Here is a 21,476-nt window from a genome sequence, read left to right as displayed (position 1 = left end):
AACACCTCCACTATGGCACATCGATGCCGTCGGGGGGCGTCCACCCCATCACCCAAAGATGCTCGGGGAACTTCGCGATGCCTTTCTGGCGTTGGCAGACGATGACTCGGTGCGTGCAATCATCCTAGCTGCAGATGGCAAACACTTCTCGGTCGGCGCGGATTTCGCGTTTCTGGACGGCTTGACTCACCAGACGGCGGTGGAGATCAAGACCACCGTCTATGCAAATTTCCAGGGTGCGGCAAAGGCCATCTACCGTTGCCCGAAGCCCACTGTCGCGCTGGTCCAGGGCGCTGCGATCACGGTCGGGTGCGAACTGGCGCTGGCGTGCGATTTCCGCATCGCAGCCGACAATGCCATGTTTCAGGAAAGCTGGATCAAGCTGGGTATCATGCCGCCGCTCGGCGGTGTTTTCCTTTTGCCGCGCATCGTCGGGCTAGGCCGCGCCGCTCAGATGTGCCTCTTGGGCAAGCCAGTGAAGGCCGAGGAGGCCCTCAGCATTGGGCTGGTGTCCGAGATGGTCGCGGCGGGTGCGTTGCCAGAGCGCGGGCTGGAATTTGCCCGCGAACTCGCGGCGATTGCGCCTCTGGCCTATGCAACCGTCAAGCAATCGCTGCATCGCGGGCTGGAAAGCTCAATGGACGCTGAATGGCAGGTCAATCTGCCCAACCAAGCGATGCTACTGGGCACGGACGATTTTCGCGAAGGCCTGGCTGCGGTCAAGGAGCGGCGCGCGGCGAAATTCCGGGGGCATTGAACGGCATGGTGCGGGTGCTGGTCTGCGATGGCATCAGCAACTTTCGTGACTATGGCGATTATCCGGCGCGCGCAGGTGCGCGCATTGCTGCAGGGCGGCTTTATCGGTCCGGCCATCATGTCCATGCGACACCTTCCGACATCGCGATCGTTGCGCGTCTTGCCCTGGCGACGGTCATTGATCTTCGCGGATCGAGCGAGCGGGAATTGTATCCTTGCAGGCGGCCTGAGAATTTTGAGGCAAGGGTGCTGTTTGCTGATGGCGAAACGACGGCATCGGGGCAGGCACCACACGACGAGGCTGCCCGGGCCGTGATAACGGCACATGATGCACACGCCAACATGCTGCGTCTTTACGCCGAAATGCCGTTCCAGCAGAACATGGTTGCTGCCATGCGGCTCTATTTTGCTGCGCTGGCCGAGCGCGATGGCGCAAGCCTGCTGCATTGTCTGGCGGGCAAGGACCGCACCGGCATGGCAGCCGCGCTGCTCCACAGCTTGCTGGGCGTTCACGAGGACGAGATCGTCGATGATTACCTGCTGACGAATGTGGTTGCAGACATCGATGCCCGAATGGAGCAACGTGCGCCAATTCTGCGTACCCGCTTCGGGTCAGCCATGCACGATGACGCGGTGCGCACTCTTATGTCGGTGCATCCTGACTATCTCGAGCGCAGTTTTGCGGCGATGATTGATGCGCATGGTTCGGTGAGTGCTTATGCCCGAACGGTGTTGGGTGTGACCGATCGCCTAATTGGCCGGATAGAAGACCAGTTGCTGGTCTGATCATTCCAGAGGCGCAAAGCCGATTGCAGCGAGGCTACCCATAGCATCGGCCATCAACGCAGCCTCGCGGGACATGTGCGCGTTGCACAGGCGGACAGCTGTGGAAACATCAAGCGATCCGGTGCGCACGGCTTCACAATATGCCCGCCAGGCAGAGGCGTGGTCGGGATAACACGCACCTAGCGCCTCGTTGATCTCGCGTCGTTCGGCGTCCAGCAGTGCCGGTTCATAGCGTTCGATCGCGCGCCACCATTTGATCAGCCGCGCCAGCCCCTTGGCCTTGACCGTTGCCTGCTGATCGTCGCAGCGCGGCGCGATCACATCACGAATATCATCGAGCGCAATGCCAAAGCTGCGCCCGCGCCTGCCTTCGGGCACTTCGGGGAGCGACACCGCAAAAGGTGCTCCTCCTGCCATTTCAGCAAGCGCTTCTGCCAGCACGCGCCGGTGTATAGTGGAATAGACCAGGTTCATGCCCAGATTGGGCGGCGGCGGTGCATTCGGATCGTCCAGCCTGGCGCGCCCGGCAAAGCCCGTCTGGAACAGCAGCCGCCAGTAGCGAAGACGTTGCAGGTCGAGCGGCTTGCCGCCAGCGGCTCGGTAAGCTTCAAATGCCTGAGGCAGTGGCACAAAGGGTTGAAACAGCATGCGCAGGCACAGCATGGCAAGATCCGCCATCGGGTCACCATAATGCACCAGTTCCCAGTCGAGCAGGATTGTGACCCTGCCGTTTTCGAACAGGAAGTTCGCAGGCCCCGCATCGCCATGCACGATGACCGGATCGACGGTGTCGGCGGGAATATTTGCTTCCAGCCAGTCTAGCGAAAGATGTATGAGCGGGTCCCAGCCGTCGCCGCTGTTGCGCAGCCTTAGCGCGGCCAGACGGTTCCGGATGGCTGCATGCGGCCGTTCGACTACGCCCATGCCATCGATTGGGCTTGCCGTCGGCTCGATGGCATGTAGCCGGGCCAGCTGGGTCATGAAATCACGCGCCACCGTGAACCGCTCCTCTGACGTCGCCAGGGTATTGTAATTCGCTTCGCCTCCGACGAAGCCGCCCAGCAGAGCGCGTTGCTCAGGAATCGCGGCAATAAACGGCGCGACCCTGACACCTGCATCGGCAAGTGGGCCCGACAGCGCCCTGATGATCGCAGCCTCACGCAAGAAGGCAGCGTCATCGCCAGCACCCGCACGGTGCACGTCGTAGTTCATGTAGGCGTGCTGCTCTCGGCCATCGGGCCATGCCAGCACCAGTTCCGCTCCCTCACGCGAAGCCCCGCCGCCGCCGCGCGGCTTTATCGCGGTCACCTGCGCGCCGGTTTCGTTCTCGACCGACGCCACAAGACCTACAGGCAGCATGGCAAGCATGTCGGAGCGCGGGTTCATCATTTCCACAATTTCAGCGCGTCGAGCATCCTGACGAAATGCTCACCACGCCACACATCCTGGTCTTCGCCCCAGCCAATCTGGCCATCGATGTCCCATCGCATGAGCTGATTGGTGCCGTAGCCGGCCTCGCTCATCCGGCTGACGGCAAAGCCTTCGACATGCATAACTCGGCCAAGCCGGTCGGCCATTTCAACTTGCATATGCGTGCACCAGCCGGTCTCCGGGTTGCGAAATGCCCGCATGCGGCACCGGTCCTTGTCCAGCGAGCCGAACACCCCGTCGCGCAGGATGTAGCCGCCGTTCATCGGGCTCCAGCCATCGGCGGTGCCGTCCTGGGTACGGACAAAACCGAGAAATCCGGTATTACCGCCACAATGACCGAAGATGTACTGAATGCGGCCGCGTCCGCGTTCACGCTCGATCTCGCGCCAGCGCGGCCCGCCGGGGTGTTTCACCCGCTCGGCATCGCTGGCATATTGCTTGCGGCTCTGAGAATAAGGGCCGCCACGCGGGCCCCAAGTCCGGTCGCGCACGGAGTAGCTGTCGATCGGAATGACTTCGCCGCGCAGCGTCATTGTACCCAGTACATGGCCGACCTGATCGTAGTGAGGCGTGTTGATGAAAGGCGGCTCACCTGGCTCGAACCGGTGCGGCGGGTGCGAACCGGTAAACGTGAAGTCGAGCGCAAAACCGCGCGCCGGATCGGAATATTGCAGATGATATTGCATGCCGGGCGACAACATCTTGAGGGAATAGCCACCGCATGGAAAGGTTATCTCGCGAAGATCCGGGTTGTCCGGCATCGGCGCTTCCTCGACCTTTTTGTAATATGCCAAGCGCGCCGGATCATAGCCGGTCTCGTCCCATGCGAAGATTCGCCAGGTCACCGTTTTGCGGTGTGGGTAATAGGGCGTGTGAATCCAGCAGCCGATCTTCCGCTCCGGTATGTTGAACGACCACCAGTTTGTCTCGGTCTCGAACGGGTCATTCGAAAGCTGGTGATAGCCATCGTCCTCGGGCTTGAAGGCGTAAGGATCGTAGGCTGGGTCGGTCAAATCTGCTCTCCGGCTTTTTTGTTCTAGTTATTTGGCGGCGCGGTCCCAGACCAAAGGAAGGTTGCGGATCGACAGCAGGCCCGGTGTAACGGTCGTGTCTGCCCCGGGCTTGAGGCGAAATGGCGGAATGCGCGCAAACCACTCTTCCAGTAGAACGCGCAGTTCGCGGCGCGCCAGATGCGCGCCCAAGCAGATGTGCGCGCCACCTACAAAGGTGTAGTGCCGATTGGCAGTGCGCTCGGGGTCGAATTCTCGCGGGCATTTGAATGCGGCGGGATCGAAATTGCCGGAGGTAACGATACATTGGATAACATCGCCTGCCTTCAGTTCGACACCGTGCCAGCTAAAGTCCTTGCGCACAACGCGAGCGGAATTGACCAGTGGCTGGGTGCGCAGGAATTCCTCCACGGCACTGGGGATGATCTGCGGGTTCGCACGGATGCGGTCCTGTAGCGCCGTGTCGAGCACCAGACGGCGGAACATCTGACTGATAGTGGATGCCACGGTATCGAGACCGCCCAGCCAGAGGAACCAGATGATGCCGATCTTGTCGTCTGCGCTCAGCGGTTGCCCGTCGATTTCGCCATGCACGATATAACTGCCCAGCCGATTGTCGGGCTCCGCCTCTTTCTCGGCGATGAAACCGCGCAGATATGCGATCACCGCAGTCACGGCTGCGCCGATGCGCGGATAGTCCTTGGAATGGAGAATTTCATATTCCCATTCCAGGAACTGCTCGAACATGCTGAATGGCAGCCCCATCAGATCTAGGAAAATGCGCACCGGATAAATCCGGCCGAAGTCGTAGGCTATGTCGACCTCGCCGTTTTGAGCAATGGCGTCGATCATTTCGACGACAACCGCGCGAATCTTGGGCTCCATAGTCTTCATCGCCACTGGCGAGAAATGGGGGTTGAGGAAGCGGCGATACTTGCCGTGTTCGGGTGGATCGATGGCCAGCGGGATCGACCGGAAAGTTTCGCCGACCATTGCCTGAAATTCCGCTGCGCCCTGAGTCGAGAAATACTCGTTGTCCTCATAGACCCGGCGAATGTCCTCGTAATGCGACACCGCCCAGGCTCCGCTCTGCCTCCCGGCGGCGGAATCGGGATTGTAGAGAAGGCGTGGTACATCAGGGCCGCGCAAACGGTCGGTCTGGACATAAGGATCGGGCAGGTCGTTAGGGACGTTGCCATTGGCGAAGTTGAGATCGGTCACCCGGTCTCTTGGCACATGTGCCGGAATCGGGAATGTGCCCGTGTAGTGCCCTATCTCATCAGTCGCCGTCACGCAGTCCTCCTGTCAAGCATCTGCCGGGCCTGCCCCCCGGAGGGGGCAAACACCCTTCATGCCGAGGCGAACATCCGCTCGATATCGCCCGAAGTGACCGGACGCCGGGCATTGCCGATGGCGTCCATGCTTTCTGTCTTCAGGCCGCCCAGGCCGACACGCGGGCTGACATCGACATGCTTGCCCAGTTCTCGCAGCGCGCTTACCGTACAGTTATCGCGGCCACCCAGAGTGGTGATCGGGTCGAAGCTGTATTCTCTCATAACATTCTGGTGGGTGATCTTGTTGATCACGTCAGGGTTCAATCCGTTCACCGATGCCCAAAGATACTCGGGAACATTGGGCCAAACGGTGTCCGAATGAGGATAATCGCATTCATACGCGACCATATCGACATTCATGTAGTCGAGGTTTTTCACTCCGAACTGGTCGTCGATAAAGCAGCAAATCACGTGGCGCTTGAAGACGTCGCTGGGGCGTTCCTTGCCAAAATCGCTGTAAGTCCACTCGTGGTGATGGTCGTACGTGAAATCTGCACGCTCAAGGAAATAGGGGATCCAGCCGATCCCGCCTTCGCTAAGCGCCATGCGCAGATCCGGATACCGCTTCCAGAAGCTGGCGAAGGTCCAGTCCGCTGCCGAGTTGGCAATCGAGATCGGCATCGCGGTGATCCAGGCATCGATCGGGCTTTCGGGCGAGGGGTGCATAGCCCGTGCGCCAGTGCCGATATGACAGTTGATCACCATCTTGTAATCGCTGCACGCCTTCCAGAACGGCTCCCAATAGGCATTGTGGATGCTCGGCAGGCCAATATTGGATGGATTATCGGAGAAAGACACGGCGTGGACGCCAAGATCGCTCATTCGTTTCATCTCTGCGAGCGTTGCATCCATGTCCCAGCAAGGCACCAGGCACACCGGGATAAAGCGGCCCGGTGCAGATGCGCACCATTCCTGCACATGCCAGTCGTTCCACGCCCGCACGGCGAGCAGTGCCTCTGCAGGCGATTTCTGCGCTGCGGCAATAAAAACGCCACCAGCGAACCCGGGCATGGTCGGGAAATTCAGCGAGGAAAGCACGCCATTGACATTCATGTCGTCGACGCGCGCCTTGGCATCGAAACAGCCTTCGCGCAGCTGCGCAAAGCGCGTTGGTTCCATGCCGTATTCAGCGCGTGGACGTCCAACCACGGCATTCAGCCCGATGGTCGGGTAGATTGCGCCGTTCCATTCCCAGACATCCTGACCGTTCCTGTCAATGATCCTGGGTGCACGATCCTTCTTGCCCTCGGGATAGTGGCGGATGAAGGCTTCAGGCGGCTCGACAGCATGGTCGTCCACGCTGATGATTACCATGTCGTTCATGTCCATCGGCTCTCTCCTTTGCTGCGCCGCGCTGATCGTCGAGATGTCTCGAGACGGCAGTCTTCTTCTAAACTTGACGGATCGTCAGTTTATTGGATGTCACTCGTTTTGCAAGTCAATTCTGCCGCGTCCGGATTGGGCTCGAACACGTTTCCGCCTATGATCGTCGCACGAACGATTGTTTCTGTTTGCGGGCTATCATTGAGTGCAACGAGGCACAGGTCTGCATTCTGCCCGACCGAAATTCTAGGCGCGGCGGCAACGCCCTTTAATCCGCCAGGGCTGTAAAGCGCCAATGCCTCGCGTGCCGAAATAGCTTCGGCAGCGCCAAGCCTTGCGCCGTGCCGGGTGAGGCGGTTCTGCGCCGCTGCTATGCCTATCCAAGGGCTGACGCTCGCATAAGGCGCATCTGAACCTGCTGCGAGCGCCACCCCGGCATCACGCAATGAGCTTAGCCGGTAAAGGTCATCGATCTCATGTGCCGGAATCTGCGCGAGGTATCGGTCGCCGCGATCATGCACAAATCCGGGCTGTGTGACCACCGTCAGCCCTGCCCTGGCGATATCCGGGATCATGCTGTGCGGGATCATACTGCCATGCTCGATCCGATCACCGGTGCGTGCGCCGCCTGATTCCTCGAGCGCAGCAAGGTACAACACCAGTTCTGCGGCTGTCGTGCAGTGCGCCGCTACATTCCGCCCCTGCCGCCGGGCTTCGACGATACGCGCGGCAACGATGTGAGTGTCAGGCCAGTCGGTTTCGTCATACAGCAGCTTGAGTGCGCCAATCTTGTAAGCTGTTGATGCTGGAAGGTCTTCGCGGCCCATCACAGTGAGGCGCTGTGGCAGCGCTCCCGATCGTACGGCCGCGGCAAGGATACCGGCCTGCGGCGGACCGTTATCCGCTCCGGCATCGGTCACGCCAGTGATACCGTAGCGCAAGAGACTCATGCCCAGCCGTGCAAGCGATGGGGGGGTTGAGCCGATCCTGCTTCGCAGCCAGTCGTCGCACCGCCAGATGCGGCCCGTAGGCACGCCGTCCGGGCTGGTCTCGACGCCTTGGGGATAAGGCGCATCGCCGATCCGCGCGAGCCCAGCACCATTGAGCACCCAAAGCGCGCCAGTGCGATCCTGGATCCGCACAGGCCTGTCGCAGACCCACTGGTCGATAGCCGCAGCATCAAGAAGGCCCGCTGCACGCTCGTCATATCCCGTGGCACGCAGCCATGTCCCTGCATCGAGGCCCCGCACCGCCCTGTGCAGCTTGTCCCTGACTGCCTCGTACGTCAGCGACCCTGACAGGTCTACCGATTGCATCTGCGCGGCGGTGGCCAGCAAATGGAGATGATGATCGACCAACCCCGGCAACATCGTTGCGCGCTGCCCGTCCAGCTCGGGGCCCAAGGCGGATCTGTCACAACCTATCTCTGCAACCCGCCCATCACGGATAGCCAGGCTGGTGTGCGGACTGTCGGCGAGACGTATATTGCGGACGATCAGATCGAATCGGTCGCTCATGATATTTCCATCAGATTGGCAAAATGCGCTGCAGACTGAGCCAGCGAAACATCGATCAGTCCGACATTGTCACTGGCCAGGGCATCCAAAGCGGACTTGGCGGCAAGTAGCCCGGTCAGTGGATCGGCAAGAGCATCGCCCACAAACGACGGACATCCATCCTCCAATGCAACAAGGCCGCCTGCCGCTGCACAATCGTCGCCGAAGCCTACGCGCATGGCATTGGAGTCTAGCCAACCATGGGCAGTAATCGCTACCCAGATGAGATCGGGATTGAGCGCGAACAGACGCTCAGGCGACAATCCGATCCGCGCCAGCGCGTGGGCCCTCCCACTGGTGATCAGCACATCTGCTGCGGCGATCAGCGCTGTCAACGCCGGATCAGCGATGGACATGGACAAACAACGTTTGTTGCCATTGATTCGTCCATGGAGTTCCGGAGACGTTCGCGCTGTGGGGTCAGGCCGTGCTGGGCTCTCAACGCGTGTGGTGGCGATGCCTGCGTCGGCCAGCAACCCACCGCAGAGCGGACCTGCCCAAAGCGCCGACAGATCGATCGCAGACAGGGCTTCGCGCCGAGGCCTGTCGCGCCTGCGCAGAGGAGCTCTTGCGCAAAGCATCGTCTCGCCAACCCGCGCCACCGGCAAATGCAGCAACTCAGCGCGTTCCAGAATGTCTGTTGCGCTGCCCTGTCTCGCAGCCATCTCGACCGCTTGCCACGGTTCGGCATCCACATCGCACTGCGTCCAGGCAGGGACCGAAAGCCTGTCCTCATCGCGAGGAAGATTGACAGCAAGCCAGCCATCCTGTGCTTCGATCAACCGGCAGTGGCCGTTTGCCGAAATCCGCCCAGGTTCCGCCAGTGGTGGCACGCGGTCCCTGTGCAGCACTGTTCCGGGGTCGATGGAAATCCTGCCCCCGATTTGCCGTGCACCTTCAGCTAGCTGTACGCCAGTAGCCGCGACATGGTCGAAAAGCGCGGCGGTCATGGCTGAGTTCCGATGCCGTGGACAAGACCCCATTGCAGTGCGGTATGAACCGAAATGCGCTTGCCGCTGAGGGCAAGCCATGCACACCGATGCCGGCCGATCGCTTGCGAAACGGACGCAGTGCCCCCTGCACCGGGAATCAGGCCCATGCGCAGCTCAGGCAACTGAAACCATGCATCCGGAGACGCGATGCGATGCCCGGCTGCCGCCGCAAGCTCGATACCCGACCCGATGCAGGCGCCATGCAGAAAGACAGTCACCCGGTCACCCAATTCGCCGATCAGCCTGGCGCAGCTGTGCAACGTACGTACGACATGGGCGGCGGCAAGATCGTCAGCAGTCCCGAATTCATGCAGCGCGCCGCCTGTCGAAAAGCATCTGCCTGCTGCATTCAGCGTTACAATCGGGCAGGTCGGGTCGTCCGCGACATTGGCCAGAGCAGCATAGAGCGCATCGCGCATTTCTGCCGTCATTGCGTTTCGACCGGCAGCATCGTTCAGGGTCAAGCCGATCTGGTCGCCGTGGCGCTGCACGATCACGGGCGCACCGGATGTTGGCGGCGCATCCGATCGTTTCCGGGTATCGCGCCAGCGACCAAATTCGCTACCTCCCAACAGCGCCGAGTAAGCAAGGGATTCGGCGATGATTGCATCGGCAAAACCCAGACGCTCGGTGATCCGCAAAGTCTGGCATAAAACTGTGCTCGCTATCGGCGATCGTCTGACCATGGCCGCCAGTCCATTGGCGGCTTGCCACAGCCCGGAAGGCGCAATCGAGACCCAGGGGGCGGGTGCGTTGGCGACTGAGGTGAGCAGGACGTCAAACAGTGCCTGGTCGATCAGCGGCAAGTCGCCCTGGGCATCGACCCCGATCTTTACTGCCTGAATCGATACAGGGCTCCGAGCAAAGCGTGCGGCATCGACGATCATGACAGGGATCGAGCCTAGCGCTGAATATTCATCGGCTTCGATATGGTCGATCGGATCCATCCGCCACAAACGCCCCTAGCTCTCGACTGCAAGCTCGGCCTTAAGCACCCGGCGCAGCAGCTTGCCGGTCTCGTTATACGGCAGCGTGTCACGGAAGAACCACGCTTCGGGAGTCTTGGTCGAGCGCAGCCTCGCCTTGACCAAGTCTGCCAGCGCATCGGTATCGCAGATGCCGGGCCGACAGACGATGACGGCGGCGACCTTCTCGCCCCATTGCACGTCGGGCAGCCCCAGCACCGCGCAGTCGGCGACTTGCGGGTGGCCGCGCAGCACGTCCTCGATCTCCCCGGGCGATATGTTTTCACCGCCCCGCACGATGACATCGTCCAGGCGCCCCTCAATAAACAGATAGCCATCCTCGTCCAGCCAGCCGCCATCGTTGGTCGCGAACCAGCCATCAGGTGCGATCGTCTTTTTGTGCAGATACTCTCCCGACACCTGTTCGCCCCGGACGAAGATTTCCCCTGGCTCGCCCGGCCCCAACCGTGCGCCATCGGGTCCGCGGATCTCCAGTTCCAGTGCTGGCAGAGGCCTGCCGACCGAGCCAAGCCGACGTCGCACTGCAGGATCGCTGGACAAAATGGCGTTGCGATGATCGTCGGCGCTCAGCAGGGCGACCGTCGAACTGGTTTCGGTCAGGCCATATGCGTTGACAAAATCGACATGAGGCAAGACTTGCAGCGCGCGGGCGATCACGGGCTCGGGCATCCTTCCCCCACCATAGGACAAGGATTTGAGATTTGGGAGCGTTTGGCCGGTACTGGCCATGATATCGAGGATCCGGCCCAGCATGGTCGGCACCACCATGGCGTGGGTGATGGCTTCGCGCGCTGCAATCTCGACCCAGGCTTCTGCAGTGAATGCCGGAAGATAGACCAGCCGCCGCCCGCCATAGGCTGCTGTCAAAACCGCCGATATCCCTGCGATATGGTAAGGCGGCACGCTGACAAGCGTGGCCTCGTCCTCATCGCAACCCAGAAACTCTACGGTAGACATGACATAGGATGTCAGATTGACATGTCGCAGCACCGCCGCCTTGGGATCACCGGTGGTGCCGCTGGTGAACAGCAGCACCGCAATATCGTTCTCGTGATCAGGAAGGGGGGCCGGCACCGGGAGGGGGCCGTCCACAAAGCGCGACTCGAATGTGCTGCGCAAGATAATGTCGATGCCGGGTGTTCCTGATATCCGGTCGGCCATGTCATCATCGACAACCACGACGCCCGGCGCCGTGCGGGCGACAAGCCTGCGCAGGTCGTCGTCGCCGAGCCGGTAGTTGATCGGCACGAAGGGCATCCCGGCCATCCCGCTGGCGAACAGCAGTACCGGTAACGCTGCACCGTTCATGCCGATGAACGCGGCGTTATGGCCCTGGCTTTGGCGCAGCCAATGTGCCGCAGCATTGGCCCGCGCGCGCAGCGCCGCAAAGCGCATGCCATCGTGTAAACTGCCAAGCGCGATCCGCTCCGGGCAGGCATCTGCGGCGATTTCGAGGATGAGCGCGGTCTGCACCGTGGATCAGTCCGATGCCGGAAGCGGCTTGGCTTCCTTGAGGGTGAGCGGTCGGCCGTCGAATGCCAGCGAGCCCTTGCCGGGCTTTGCACCCAACACTTCAAGTCCCGTTGGCAGATCGGTATAGCGCTTGCCGATCAGTACGCCGTTGGCGTGAGCGGGATCGATCGCGCCCGTAGGTGCTTGATCCGAAGCTTGCGCGATGACAGCAACGCCGCCACACTGCAATTCGCCAGCGCTGGCGGGGGGCCGGACCACCACCAACTCTGCAGTGCACACAGCGCTCTTCCAGCGCGATCCAGGCTTGATTTCCATTACGCAATGGCCCCCTTGGCCTTCAGGTTCTCTATGCGGTCCCACTCTACACCCATTTCCATCAGGAAAAGTTCGGTGTGTTCGGATGCTTCAGGCGCGCGAGTATTGGTCGCACCCTCGCGATTGAATTGAACAGGGTTGGCGACCAGCCGGATCGGCGGTCCGCCATCTGCGGATTCGACGTCGAAAATCATGTCGTTGGCCTTGACCTGTTCATCGGTGCCGATGTCCTGCACCGACTGATACGGTGCCCATTGACCGCGCATCGTCTTCAGCTGCTGCATCCAATGGGCAAAGGGTTGCGAGGCGATGGCTGCCTTCACAAGCTCATAGGCCTCTTTGGCGTTCGTCATGATCGCTTCTGCTGTCGAAAAGCGGGGATCCGAGGCATGATCGGCGATCCCAAGATGGCCGAACACGTCCTCGATATAGGGGCCGGGCGAGAGCACGGTGAGGTTGATATACTTGCCGTCGGCAGTCCGGAACGCGCCGATAAAGGGGTTGGTGGCGACGGTAGAACCGCCGGGCATGGCCGCAACGAACAAATCCTGCTGGTCGGGCATTTCCATCGCGATATCGACAGCACAGGCCGTTGCCCAGATGCCCGAAGACAGCAGCGATACGTCGACCTCGCTCGCCTCGCCGGTGCGTTCGCGGTGGAAAAGTGCTGCGGCAATTCCGCCTGCGATGTTCATGCCGCCGATGGTGTCGCCATATGCCGGGCCGGGTTGCAGAAGCGGGCCGTCCAGCTCCTTGGGGGTAACCATCATCGACGAGCCGCCTCGCGCCCAGAAGGCGGTCGAATCGAAGCCGCCTTTCTCGCGCTCGGGCCCCTTGTCGCCATAGGCCGATCCGCGCGCATAGATGATGTCAGGGTTAGCGGCGCGGATATGCTCCAGATCGATTTTCAGCTTCTGACGCTGCGCGGGCAGATAGTTGGTCAGAAACACATCGCAGGTTTTGGCGATCTCATAGATCAGCTCTTGCCCCTCGGCTGAAGAGACGTCGACGCCAACGCTGCGCTTGCCGCGATTGGGGTGTTGCATTAGCGAAGATCGTTGCGGGTTTACGGCAAGGCGCTGGAGCATCTTGATGCCGCGCTGGGCATCGCCGCGCACAGGATGTTCGATCTTGATGACATCGGCGCCCCAGTCCGACAGCACCGCGCCGGCTGCCGGCACGAAGGTGAACTGGGCGATCTCAAGGACGCGTACGCCCTTCATTACCTGAGTCATATGCTACCCCCTTATGCCCCGTGGAAACCGATGGTCTTGATGTAGGTGAACTCGTTGAGGCCATCGACGCCATATTCGCGACCATAGCCCGACCGTTTGATGCCGCCGAACGGAGCATGGCTGGACATTCGGCCCGATCCGCCGTTGATTGACACGCCGCCAGTGCGCAGCTGCAAGGCCATTTCATAGGCATGGCCGACATTGGCGGAAAAGATGCCGCCGGACAGGCCAAAGTCGCTGTCATTGGCCATCGCGATGGCTTCTTCGTCGGTATCATAACCGATGACCGCGCCAATGGGACCGAACACCTCCTCCTGCGCCAGACGACTCGAATTGCTGACGTTGTTGAACAGGGTCGGTTCGTAATAGAACCCTTTGTCGAACCCGTCCGGGCGTTTGCCGCCCGCGACCAGGGTTGCGCCTTCGCTGCGGGCGATGTCGACATAATGCTCGGTGCGCGTGCGCGCGACTTCGCGGATCAGCGGACCGTAGTTGACGGAAGGATCCGCCGGGTTACCGATCTTGATGTGACCGAGCATCGCCTGCAGCGTTGTGACATAAGCGTCGCGCACGGAATTGTGGACGATATGCCGCGTGAGTAGCGCGCAGCCCTGTCCACAATGGGTGACGAACCCACCCATGCCATGCATCGCGGCCTGCTGGAGATCGGCATCAGCGCGCACGATCAACGCGGACTTGCCGCCGAGCTCCATCAGGCAGCGTTTGAGTGTCGGGGCTGCCTGCGCCTGGATCATCGCGCCGACCTTGTCAGACCCTGTAAAGCTGATCAGATCGACCCGCTTGTCGGTGGTGAGGAGCATGCCCGCCTCGACATCGCCGGTAACGATGTTGAGTACCCCGTTGGGCAAGCCGACCTCCTCGGCGATTTCGCCCAGGATCAGTGCCTCGATCGGAGTGTAGGGCGAAGGTTTGAGCACAACTGTGCAGCCCACCGCCATAGCCGGAATGATCTTGCCGATGTTGAGGAAGAACGGAAAATTGTAGGGCGTAATCGCCGCGACCACACCCATCGGTTCGCGCGAAAGTACGCCGCCGCCCAATGTGAGCGTGCCGTGCATATTGGGCGTCACTTCCACGGGCAGGGGGGTCACCGCATCGCGCGCCGACAGCGCCACCATGTGACGGGCATGCTGCATCGGGATGCCATATTGCAGATAGTCGGCCAGCATCTGGGTGGCTCCGGCCTCGGCAACGATAAGCTGCACGATCTCGGCCTTGCGACGGTCGATGGCATCTAGAAACTCCGCCAGCTTCGCCTGCCGTGCGGCTTGCGGAAGGCGCGGCCATGGCCCGGCATCAAACGCCTCGCGCGCAGCGCCGATTGCGGCCTCGACAATCGCGGAGGTGCCCACTGGCGCCATCATGATCAGGCTTTCATCGGCAGGATTGATCACCGCCTCGCTGCCTGGGACGGCTAACCACTCGCCACCGACATACAGGCAATCGGGATGCTTCAGATAACCCATGGCGCCTCTCCGGATCTGGCGGCTTTGCTGCGACTCCAGCACGCGCCTTATAATTGATGACTCGTCAGTTATTACGGCGGATGAGCGAGTACGTCAACCGCCGATCTGGGGGACAAGAATTTGCGATTGCACCGAGATATATAACTAGGTAATCGATGAAAAAGATAATGTTGTCCGGAGAGTGATGATGGCCACCGAGCCCCCGAAAGTATGCCTGCATATCGGCGGAATGTCGCGCGCCCAAGGCTCCGGCGGCAGTCATGATCATGTCAGTCCGGTGACCGGCAAAGTGCAGGGCACCATTCCGCTCGCCGGTCCCGACGAAATGGCAGAGGCTGTGACTATCGCGCACGCTGCGCGGGATGGCTGGCGGCGCTCGCGCCCCGAAGAGCGCCGCGACATCCTCAATCGCCTGGCCGATCTCATGGAGGCCAATAAGACCCAATTCGCCGAAGCGGCGGCGCTCGACGGTGGCACACCGCTCTTCGCCGGTGAGCGAGGTGTCGATACTGCAGTTGCCTGGACTCGCTATTATGCGGGCTGGTGCGACAAGCTCTCGGGCGAGCTCATCAGCACCTTCGACACGCGTGGCGAATTTTCTTATACCGTGCCGGAGCCAATCGGTATCGTTGGCATCATAATCACCTGGAACGGTCCGCTGATTTCTCTGGCGATGAAGGTTGCCCCGGCGCTCGCGGCAGGCAATTGCGTGATCGTCAAACCCGCCGAGATTACGCCGTTTGCGCCAGAATTGTTTGCGCGGCTGTGCAAGCAGGCAGGTGTGCCCGATGGCGTCATCGCCATCATGCCGGGTACAGCTGAGGCAGGAGAGGCACTGGTGCGCAACAACAAAGTCGAGCTGATCAGCTTTACCGGCGGGCCGATAACCGCGCGCAAAATCATGGCGGTCTGCGCCGAACAGATCAAACCGTGCGTCATGGAACTGGGCGGCAAATCCGCCAGCCTGATGTTTCCGGATTGCGATATCGATGCCGCCTGCCAACGCGCGGTGTTCTGGTCGATCGGCATTCTTTCGGGTCAGGGCTGTGCGCTGCCGACGCGGCTGCTGGTCCATGCCGATATTTATGACGAGGTGCTGGGCAAGCTCCACGCCATCGCCAGCCAGTACAAGGTCGGCGATCCGTTCGAACCAGGGGTCCAGGTCGGTCCGCTGATCAACGCTGCGGCGTGCGAGCGCGTCAGCGGCATGTTCGACCGGGTACGCAGTGAGGGCAGCGGGAGGTTCCTGCTCGGCGGCACCCGCAGCGGCGGGGCTTTGGCGAGCGGCAACTTCATCGAGCCGACGATCATTGCCGATGCCGACCCTGACAGCGAAATCGCGCAGGTCGAGATCTTCGGTCCCGCACTGGTGGTGATGAAGTTCCACGATGAGGACGAAGCTGTCGCCATTGCCAACAACAGCCAGTACGGCCTGGCCGCCTACATCCAGTCGAACGACCTCAAACGCGTCCACCGGCTGGCCGAGCGGTTGTATGCTGGCGGCGTCTACGTGAACGGCGCGACGCAAATCAACCCGCACACGCCCTTCGGCGGCGTCGGAATTTCCGGTTTCGGCAAGGAAGGCGGGAAGGCCGGTATTGACGAGTTCCTGCGCTACAAGACCGTCACCATCGCCTGAGAAGGGATCAACTTATGGCTTTTTCGAACGAGCAGTTCCGTCTTGATGGCAAGGTAGCTGTTGTCACCGGCGCAGGGGGACGCGGCAACAGCATCGGCCGCGCCTATGCGCTGGGCCTCGCCAATGCGGGTGCGGCCGTCGTGGTGGCCGACATCAATGGTGACGGCGCACAATCTGTTGCCGACGAGATCACTGCGCTGGGTTGCAAGGCAATTGCGGTCCGCGTCGACATCACTAACCGAGAGTCCACTGCCGCGATGGCCGCATCCGCGACCGAAGCGTTTGGTGGCATCGATATACTGGTCAACAACGCTGCACTGATGGTTGAAATCGTAGGCGCACCCGCCAGCCAGATCAGCACCGAAAATTTCGACCGCGCGCTGCGCGTCAACCTGCACGGTGCGCTCAACTGCACACAAGCAGTGATCGCATCGATGGCCGCGCGCGGCGGCGGGCGGATCGTCAACCAGCTTTCGGCAGGGGCATTTCCGGCGCAGACCGTCTATGGCGTCACCAAGCTTGCTCTGCTGGGGCTGACGACGACGCTGGCGACCGAACTCGGCAGCCAGAACATCACCGTCAATGCGATCGCGCCGGGGATGACGACCAGCGCGGCAGGTTTGTCTTTGACCCCGCCAGACAGTCCGCTTGTTGCCTACGTGCAGGGCCGCACCCCGATCCACGGCATGGCCGATCCGCAAGAGCTGGTTGGCCCTCTGCTATTGCTGGTCTCCGAAGCCGGACGCTGGATGACTGGGCAAACGCTGAATGTTGACGGCGGCTGGGTAATGCGCAGCTAGAGCACGAATCATGCCGAATTGTGTCGCTGCCAGGCAAAATAGGTCTCTGGCGCGAACGGGTTGAAGTACGGCAGCCAGAAAGTATCAATCCCGTGCCAGCAAAAAGCACCCCGCCAGTGGTCCGCCCGCGGTTGTCAGTGCCGCGACTTTGGGGTTGCCTTGCACCTGACGTGCGCCGCCCAGTCCCCAAAGCTGCGTGCATGCCTCATGCACCTGGCCATAAGCGTGCATGCGTCCGGCCGACAGCGCGCCGCCATTGGTGTTGATCGGGAATGCGCCGTCGAGCGCGATGTTCGCACCGTCTCCGATAAAGTCCTTGGCCTCGTAAAGCCCGCAGACACCCAGATTTTCCAGCCAGTTGATGGTGTGAAAGCTGAACCCGTCATACAGTTCGGCAACATCGATATCGCCCACCGTCAGATCGGTACGGTTCCACATCATCCGTGCGACTTCAGGCTGCGCCTGCGTCGAAAGCGCATCGAGCTGGGTCCAGCTGTTGCGATAGCGCATCGAACTGCCCACCGCCTCGATCCAGGTCAGCGGATTGGGGCCATCACGGGCAGCATCACGATGCGACAGGATAATTGCGGTCGCCCCATCGATCGGCACGTCGCAGTCGTAAAGGCGCAGCGGCGTCGCGATGATGGGCGAGGCGAGATAATCCTCCACTGTGATCGGCGTACGATAGATCGCCGCCGGATTGAGTACAGCGTTGCGCCGCCCGTTGATTGCGATCTGAGCCACCTGTTCGGGCTTGATCCCCGATTTGTGGACATACTGATTGAAGAAGAGCGCCTGCTGCAATGCCGCAGCATAGCAATGATAAGGCGCGTACCAGTTGAAAATGCCGTAGACGCGCTCGCCTGGCCGGTTGAGTGCATTGGCGAACCCGGTCTTGCGCGCGGTCGCCTCGTACATCGTGCGATAGACAAGTACATGGCGCGCCAGCCCAACTGCGATTGCGCCGATGGCATTGAATAAGGCACCGAACTGGCCGGAGGTCTCCGATGCGTTGGAATACCAGTCGAGCTTGAGCCGCAATGCATCCTGCAGCTGCGGGATACCGACCGGGGCAAAGCCGTTGGCCTCGCCGCTGCCGCCCGGCCAGCAGGCGATACCGTCAATATCGGCGCGCTTGAGTCCGGCATTGCCGATCGCTTGCAGCGCTGCATCAATGGTCAGGCCAAGCGCGGATTTGTCTGCTCCGCGAGAAATGACCGATTGGCCGATGCCGCTGATCGCAGTCTGCTTCTCGGGATAGCTTTTCATGGCACAGGATCAGGAGCAAACAGCGGGATCCACAAGTCACCGGTTTGCTCGAACTGAACCTTTACCGGCATGTCGAAGCGCACCGAAGCTGGATCGCATCCTACGATGTTGGTTGCCAGCCGAACATCGTTCTGCTCCGCAAGGCGCACCAGCGCCAGCACATAGCGATCTGGCAGGCCGGGCATCCATATCTTGTAGTTGACCGTGAACGTTTCGACGAAGCCGCGCCCGGATACGGCGGTGTACACCGTTTCGCTATTTTCGCATTCGGGGCAGAAGCCGGTGGGCGGATGAATAAAATAGCTGCACAAGCAGCATTGCTGAATCAGCAACTGGCCGTGCGCACCGGCAGTCCAGAATGGCATGGTGTCGCTGGTCAGCGCGGGCAGCGGGCGCGGCGCATGAGTGTTCATGCGGAGGTTGCGGAAGCAGTCGCCCTGCCTCTCGGGAGAGCGAACGCGCACAGGGTTGCCAGAATGCTGAAAGCTATCACCACCGCTATGGTCAGTTGAAATGCTGCCTGGGTCGGATATTGCGCCTGGCTTGCCGGATCGGTGACGACCTGCGAGGCCAACAGGCTGGTTACTATCATCGCGCCAATGCCCTGAAACAGCCCACGCACTACGGCCAGCATGCCCGAAACCTCACTCGTGCGGTCAGGTGTGACCGCCTCGGCAAGGATCGTGGGGCCAACCGCGAACAAGATTGTGGTGCCGAACGAGATGACGCACAGGATCGCGACGACGGTGCTGATGCTGTCATGAAGGAAATAGACCATCACCCAGCCGCTCGCAGCCAGCGCGCCGCCCAGCAACATTGCCATGCGTCCACCGCCGCGTCCTGTGATCCAGCCGCTCAGCGGACCGGCAAAGGTCGACAGCAGGTTGGAGGGCAACTTCGCAAGACCGGACACGAAGGCACTGACTCCCAGGCCAATGCCCGTCCAAACCGGCGATTGCAGCAGGATCGCAAAGATGAGTGTGATCTGCAACGAGCTGAGTGCCACCAGCGCGGTGACGACATTGGCGACCAGCACGTTGCGATTGCGAAACTGCCGGACATCGAGCAGCGGCACCTTGGCAGTCAGGCTGCGCCAGAGCCAATAGGCGAGCAGTGCCATCCCTGCTGTGAAAGCAACCAGCCCGGTGTTGTCGAACAGCCCCAGCTTGGCGATACTGCCGACATAATAAAGCACCAACATGATGCCCGGCGCAAACAGGATTCCTGAGAACCAGTCGATCCCGGCAGTGTTCGCGCCGAGTGGCGATCTGGGTACCCACAGTCGAACGGCACCCCAGGCCGCCGCGCAAAAGCCGACGCTTGCAATGAAAACGCCGTGCCAGCTGTAGTTGTCGGCAATCCATCCGCCAAGGATGAGCCCGGCAGCGGTGCCCACTGAAGCGCCTGAAATCATCAGGCCTATGCCCATCGGCACATGTTGCTGAGGCAGATTCTCACGGACCAGACCGATGCACAGCGCCAAGATCGCGCCGGTCATGCCCTGCATGATCCGTCCAGCCAGCAGCCAGCCGAAGCTGGGGGCAAAGGCGCTGATCAGCGATCCGGCAACCCCGATCGCCAGAACAATCAGCAGCACGCGCCGTCGCCCAAATATATCGCCCATCCGGCCCACCAGCGCTGCAGCTGCCGCTCCGACGATAAGATAGGCCGTGACCAGCCAGCCCACTAGCGCAGGGTCGCCGAAATCCTCGATCAGATACTTCATCACGGCGATGATCATGGCGGATTCGAACGATCCGGTGATTTCGGCAATAAACAGCGCGAAGATCATGAACCTGTAGGGTTTGAGGGCCGCCCAATCGGTGTTGGCCGTGGTGCTGATATTTGCGCCGTTCATGCGCGTTGCAGCAGCATGGAGCCGGCGAGCGGTCCGCCCCCCATGCCGACCACCGCAGTTTGGGCATCCGCCACCTGCCGCCCTGCGCCTTCGCCCCAAAGCTGGGTGCACGCCTCATGCAGATGGCCAAAGCCATGCAGGCGTCCCGCTGACATTTGCCCGCCGCCAGTATTGGTGGGCAGACTGCCAGTGAGCGCGGTATGGCCGTCACCGATGAACGCCTCGCCTTCGCCACGCTTGCAGAAGCCGAAGGATTCGAGCCACATCGGCACGAACACGCTGAAACCGTCATACAATGCGGCGATGTCGACATCGGCAGGCTTAAGGTCGGTGCGGCTCCACATGTCCTCGCAGGCGTCGAGCGAAGCCATCTGGGTCAGGTCAGCGCGCTGGTCCCAGCTGTCGCGCCGGGTCAGCGCGGCACCCATGGCGGCGATGGTGATGGGCGGTTTGCGAAGGTGGCGCGCAGCATCGGAAGCCGAAACGATCACCACGCAGGCTCCGTCGATGGGGATGTCGCAATCGAACATGCCCAGTGGATCGGCGATCATCCGGGCTCCGAGATAATCGTCCATCGACATAGGCTTGCCGTGGAAGATGGCACGCGGATTGGCTTGGGCATTGGCCCGCTGAAGGACGCACTGCGCGCCGAGCTGTTCGCGCGTCGCGCCGAATTCGTGCATCCTTCGGCGCGCAAACTGCGCGGCCCAGGTCGCGGCAGACAATGCCCCCATAGGGACAAGCCATTGCGTCCACCCGTCGATCCGCCCGCCATTACCGACCGGAACGCTCGCGCGCCGTCCTGCGGACTGTGAAGAGGATTCGGTGAGTGCACGAAAGCACAGCACATGCCGCGCCTGCCCAGTGCTGACCGCCATCGCGGCGATCATGACCGGAGACATTTGCGCCGGACCTTCAGAGCTTGACGAATGCCAGCGCGTCTTCAACCCCAGAGCCTCGCGCACCTCGGTGCAGCCAAGCGGCGACATGCCCGGTGACCCGTCATGCTTGCCAGGATAGGTGGTGATGCCGTCAATGTCGTCGCGGCCAAGACCTGCATCCGCCATCGCTTCCAGCGCAGCATCTGCCAGCAGATCGATGCAGGGCCGCTGGGTGTTGCGGCCCAGTTCAGACATGCCGATGCCAGTGATTGCAGCTTTCAGCATAGCTCGTCCTGTCCCGTTGCATTCTTGTCGTTGCGCGCTATTAGTAACGAACCGTCAGTT

At 61.3% G+C, this 21,476-nt stretch carries 19 protein-coding genes; 4 read left to right on the top strand and 15 right to left on the bottom strand.

What is annotated here, in order from left to right:
• A partial coding sequence (locus QUV11_RS09760) for an enoyl-CoA hydratase/isomerase family protein (protein WP_367279851.1) occupies positions 1–757 on the top strand: 757 nt, incomplete at its 5' end.
• Positions 758–762: 5 nt separating this feature from the next.
• A complete protein-coding gene (locus QUV11_RS09755) occupies positions 763–1,542 on the top strand; it encodes a tyrosine-protein phosphatase (RefSeq protein ID WP_300882108.1) in 780 nt (259 codons plus the stop codon).
• On the opposite strand, the gene QUV11_RS09750 is transcribed toward QUV11_RS09755, so the two are convergent.
• From QUV11_RS09750 to QUV11_RS09700, 11 genes are all read right to left on the bottom strand, one after another.
• On the bottom strand, positions 1,543–2,928 hold the full coding sequence (locus QUV11_RS09750) for a phosphotransferase family protein (protein WP_300882106.1): 1,386 nt from the start codon (positions 2,926–2,928) through the stop codon (positions 1,543–1,545). It abuts the gene before it with no gap.
• On the bottom strand, positions 2,928–3,986 hold the full coding sequence (locus QUV11_RS09745) for a hypothetical protein (protein ID WP_300882104.1): 1,059 nt from the start codon (positions 3,984–3,986) through the stop codon (positions 2,928–2,930). Before QUV11_RS09745 ends, QUV11_RS09750 begins: the two co-directional genes overlap by 1 nt.
• 27 nt (positions 3,987–4,013) lie before the next feature.
• Positions 4,014–5,204 (bottom strand): cytochrome P450, encoded by a 1,191-nt coding sequence (locus QUV11_RS09740; RefSeq protein WP_300882101.1) that lies wholly within the window; start codon positions 5,202–5,204, stop codon positions 4,014–4,016.
• 128 nt (positions 5,205–5,332) lie between these two features.
• On the bottom strand, positions 5,333–6,640 hold the full coding sequence (locus QUV11_RS09735; RefSeq protein ID WP_300882099.1) for an amidohydrolase family protein: 1,308 nt from the start codon (positions 6,638–6,640) through the stop codon (positions 5,333–5,335).
• Positions 6,641–6,729: 89 nt separating this feature from the next.
• Positions 6,730–8,157 carry an amidohydrolase family protein gene (locus QUV11_RS09730; protein ID WP_300882097.1) on the bottom strand — a complete coding sequence of 476 codons (1,428 nt, stop codon included), beginning with the start codon at positions 8,155–8,157 and terminating at the stop codon, positions 6,730–6,732.
• Positions 8,154–9,146, bottom strand: a complete 993-nt coding sequence (locus tag QUV11_RS09725) for a CoA transferase (RefSeq protein WP_300882095.1) — start codon at positions 9,144–9,146, stop codon at positions 8,154–8,156. The genes QUV11_RS09730 and QUV11_RS09725 overlap by 4 nt, the downstream gene beginning before the upstream one ends.
• Positions 9,143–10,135, bottom strand: coding sequence for an enoyl-CoA hydratase/isomerase family protein (locus QUV11_RS09720; protein ID WP_300882093.1), 993 nt, complete (start codon positions 10,133–10,135; stop codon positions 9,143–9,145). The genes QUV11_RS09725 and QUV11_RS09720 overlap by 4 nt, the downstream gene beginning before the upstream one ends.
• Before the next feature lie 15 nt (positions 10,136–10,150).
• Positions 10,151–11,647, bottom strand: coding sequence for a class I adenylate-forming enzyme family protein (locus QUV11_RS09715; protein ID WP_300882091.1), 1,497 nt, complete (start codon positions 11,645–11,647; stop codon positions 10,151–10,153).
• A 6-nt stretch (positions 11,648–11,653) separates the two neighbouring features.
• Positions 11,654–11,962, bottom strand: coding sequence for a hypothetical protein (locus QUV11_RS09710; RefSeq protein WP_300882089.1), 309 nt, complete (start codon positions 11,960–11,962; stop codon positions 11,654–11,656).
• The gene (locus tag QUV11_RS09705; RefSeq protein WP_300882087.1) at positions 11,962–13,197 is read right to left on the bottom strand and encodes a CaiB/BaiF CoA-transferase family protein; all 1,236 of its coding nucleotides are present in this window, start codon (positions 13,195–13,197) and stop codon (positions 11,962–11,964) included. The genes QUV11_RS09710 and QUV11_RS09705 overlap by 1 nt, the downstream gene beginning before the upstream one ends.
• Positions 13,198–13,208: 11 nt before the next feature.
• The gene (locus tag QUV11_RS09700) at positions 13,209–14,684 is read right to left on the bottom strand and encodes an aldehyde dehydrogenase family protein (RefSeq protein WP_300882085.1); all 1,476 of its coding nucleotides are present in this window, start codon (positions 14,682–14,684) and stop codon (positions 13,209–13,211) included.
• 187 nt (positions 14,685–14,871) lie between these two features.
• On the opposite strand from QUV11_RS09700, the gene QUV11_RS09695 reads away from it, so the two are divergent.
• A complete protein-coding gene (locus QUV11_RS09695; RefSeq protein WP_300882084.1) occupies positions 14,872–16,323 on the top strand; it encodes an aldehyde dehydrogenase in 1,452 nt (483 codons plus the stop codon).
• A gap of 14 nt (positions 16,324–16,337) precedes the next feature.
• A complete protein-coding gene (locus tag QUV11_RS09690; protein WP_300882082.1) occupies positions 16,338–17,123 on the top strand; it encodes an SDR family oxidoreductase in 786 nt (261 codons plus the stop codon).
• An 84-nt stretch (positions 17,124–17,207) separates the two neighbouring features.
• Here QUV11_RS09690 and QUV11_RS09685 read toward each other — a convergent pair whose 3' ends face one another.
• From QUV11_RS09685 to QUV11_RS09670, 4 genes are read right to left on the bottom strand one after another with little or no spacing between them, the layout of a single operon-like run.
• Positions 17,208–18,392 (bottom strand): thiolase family protein, encoded by a 1,185-nt coding sequence (locus tag QUV11_RS09685; protein WP_300882080.1) that lies wholly within the window; start codon positions 18,390–18,392, stop codon positions 17,208–17,210.
• Positions 18,389–18,805 (bottom strand): OB-fold domain-containing protein, encoded by a 417-nt coding sequence (locus QUV11_RS09680; RefSeq protein ID WP_300882078.1) that lies wholly within the window; start codon positions 18,803–18,805, stop codon positions 18,389–18,391. Before QUV11_RS09680 ends, QUV11_RS09685 begins: the two co-directional genes overlap by 4 nt.
• Positions 18,802–20,250 (bottom strand): MFS transporter, encoded by a 1,449-nt coding sequence (locus tag QUV11_RS09675; RefSeq protein ID WP_300882076.1) that lies wholly within the window; start codon positions 20,248–20,250, stop codon positions 18,802–18,804. Before QUV11_RS09675 ends, QUV11_RS09680 begins: the two co-directional genes overlap by 4 nt.
• Positions 20,247–21,416 (bottom strand): thiolase family protein, encoded by a 1,170-nt coding sequence (locus tag QUV11_RS09670; protein WP_300882074.1) that lies wholly within the window; start codon positions 21,414–21,416, stop codon positions 20,247–20,249. Before QUV11_RS09670 ends, QUV11_RS09675 begins: the two co-directional genes overlap by 4 nt.
• Between the last annotated feature and the right edge of the window lie 60 nt (positions 21,417–21,476).

The organism is Blastomonas sp. (assembly GCF_030373265.1).
Classification (GTDB): Bacteria; Pseudomonadota; Alphaproteobacteria; order Sphingomonadales; family Sphingomonadaceae; genus Blastomonas.
The sequence above is the reverse complement of the archived record's forward strand: the minus strand, read 5'-3'. Positions and strand labels throughout refer to the sequence as shown.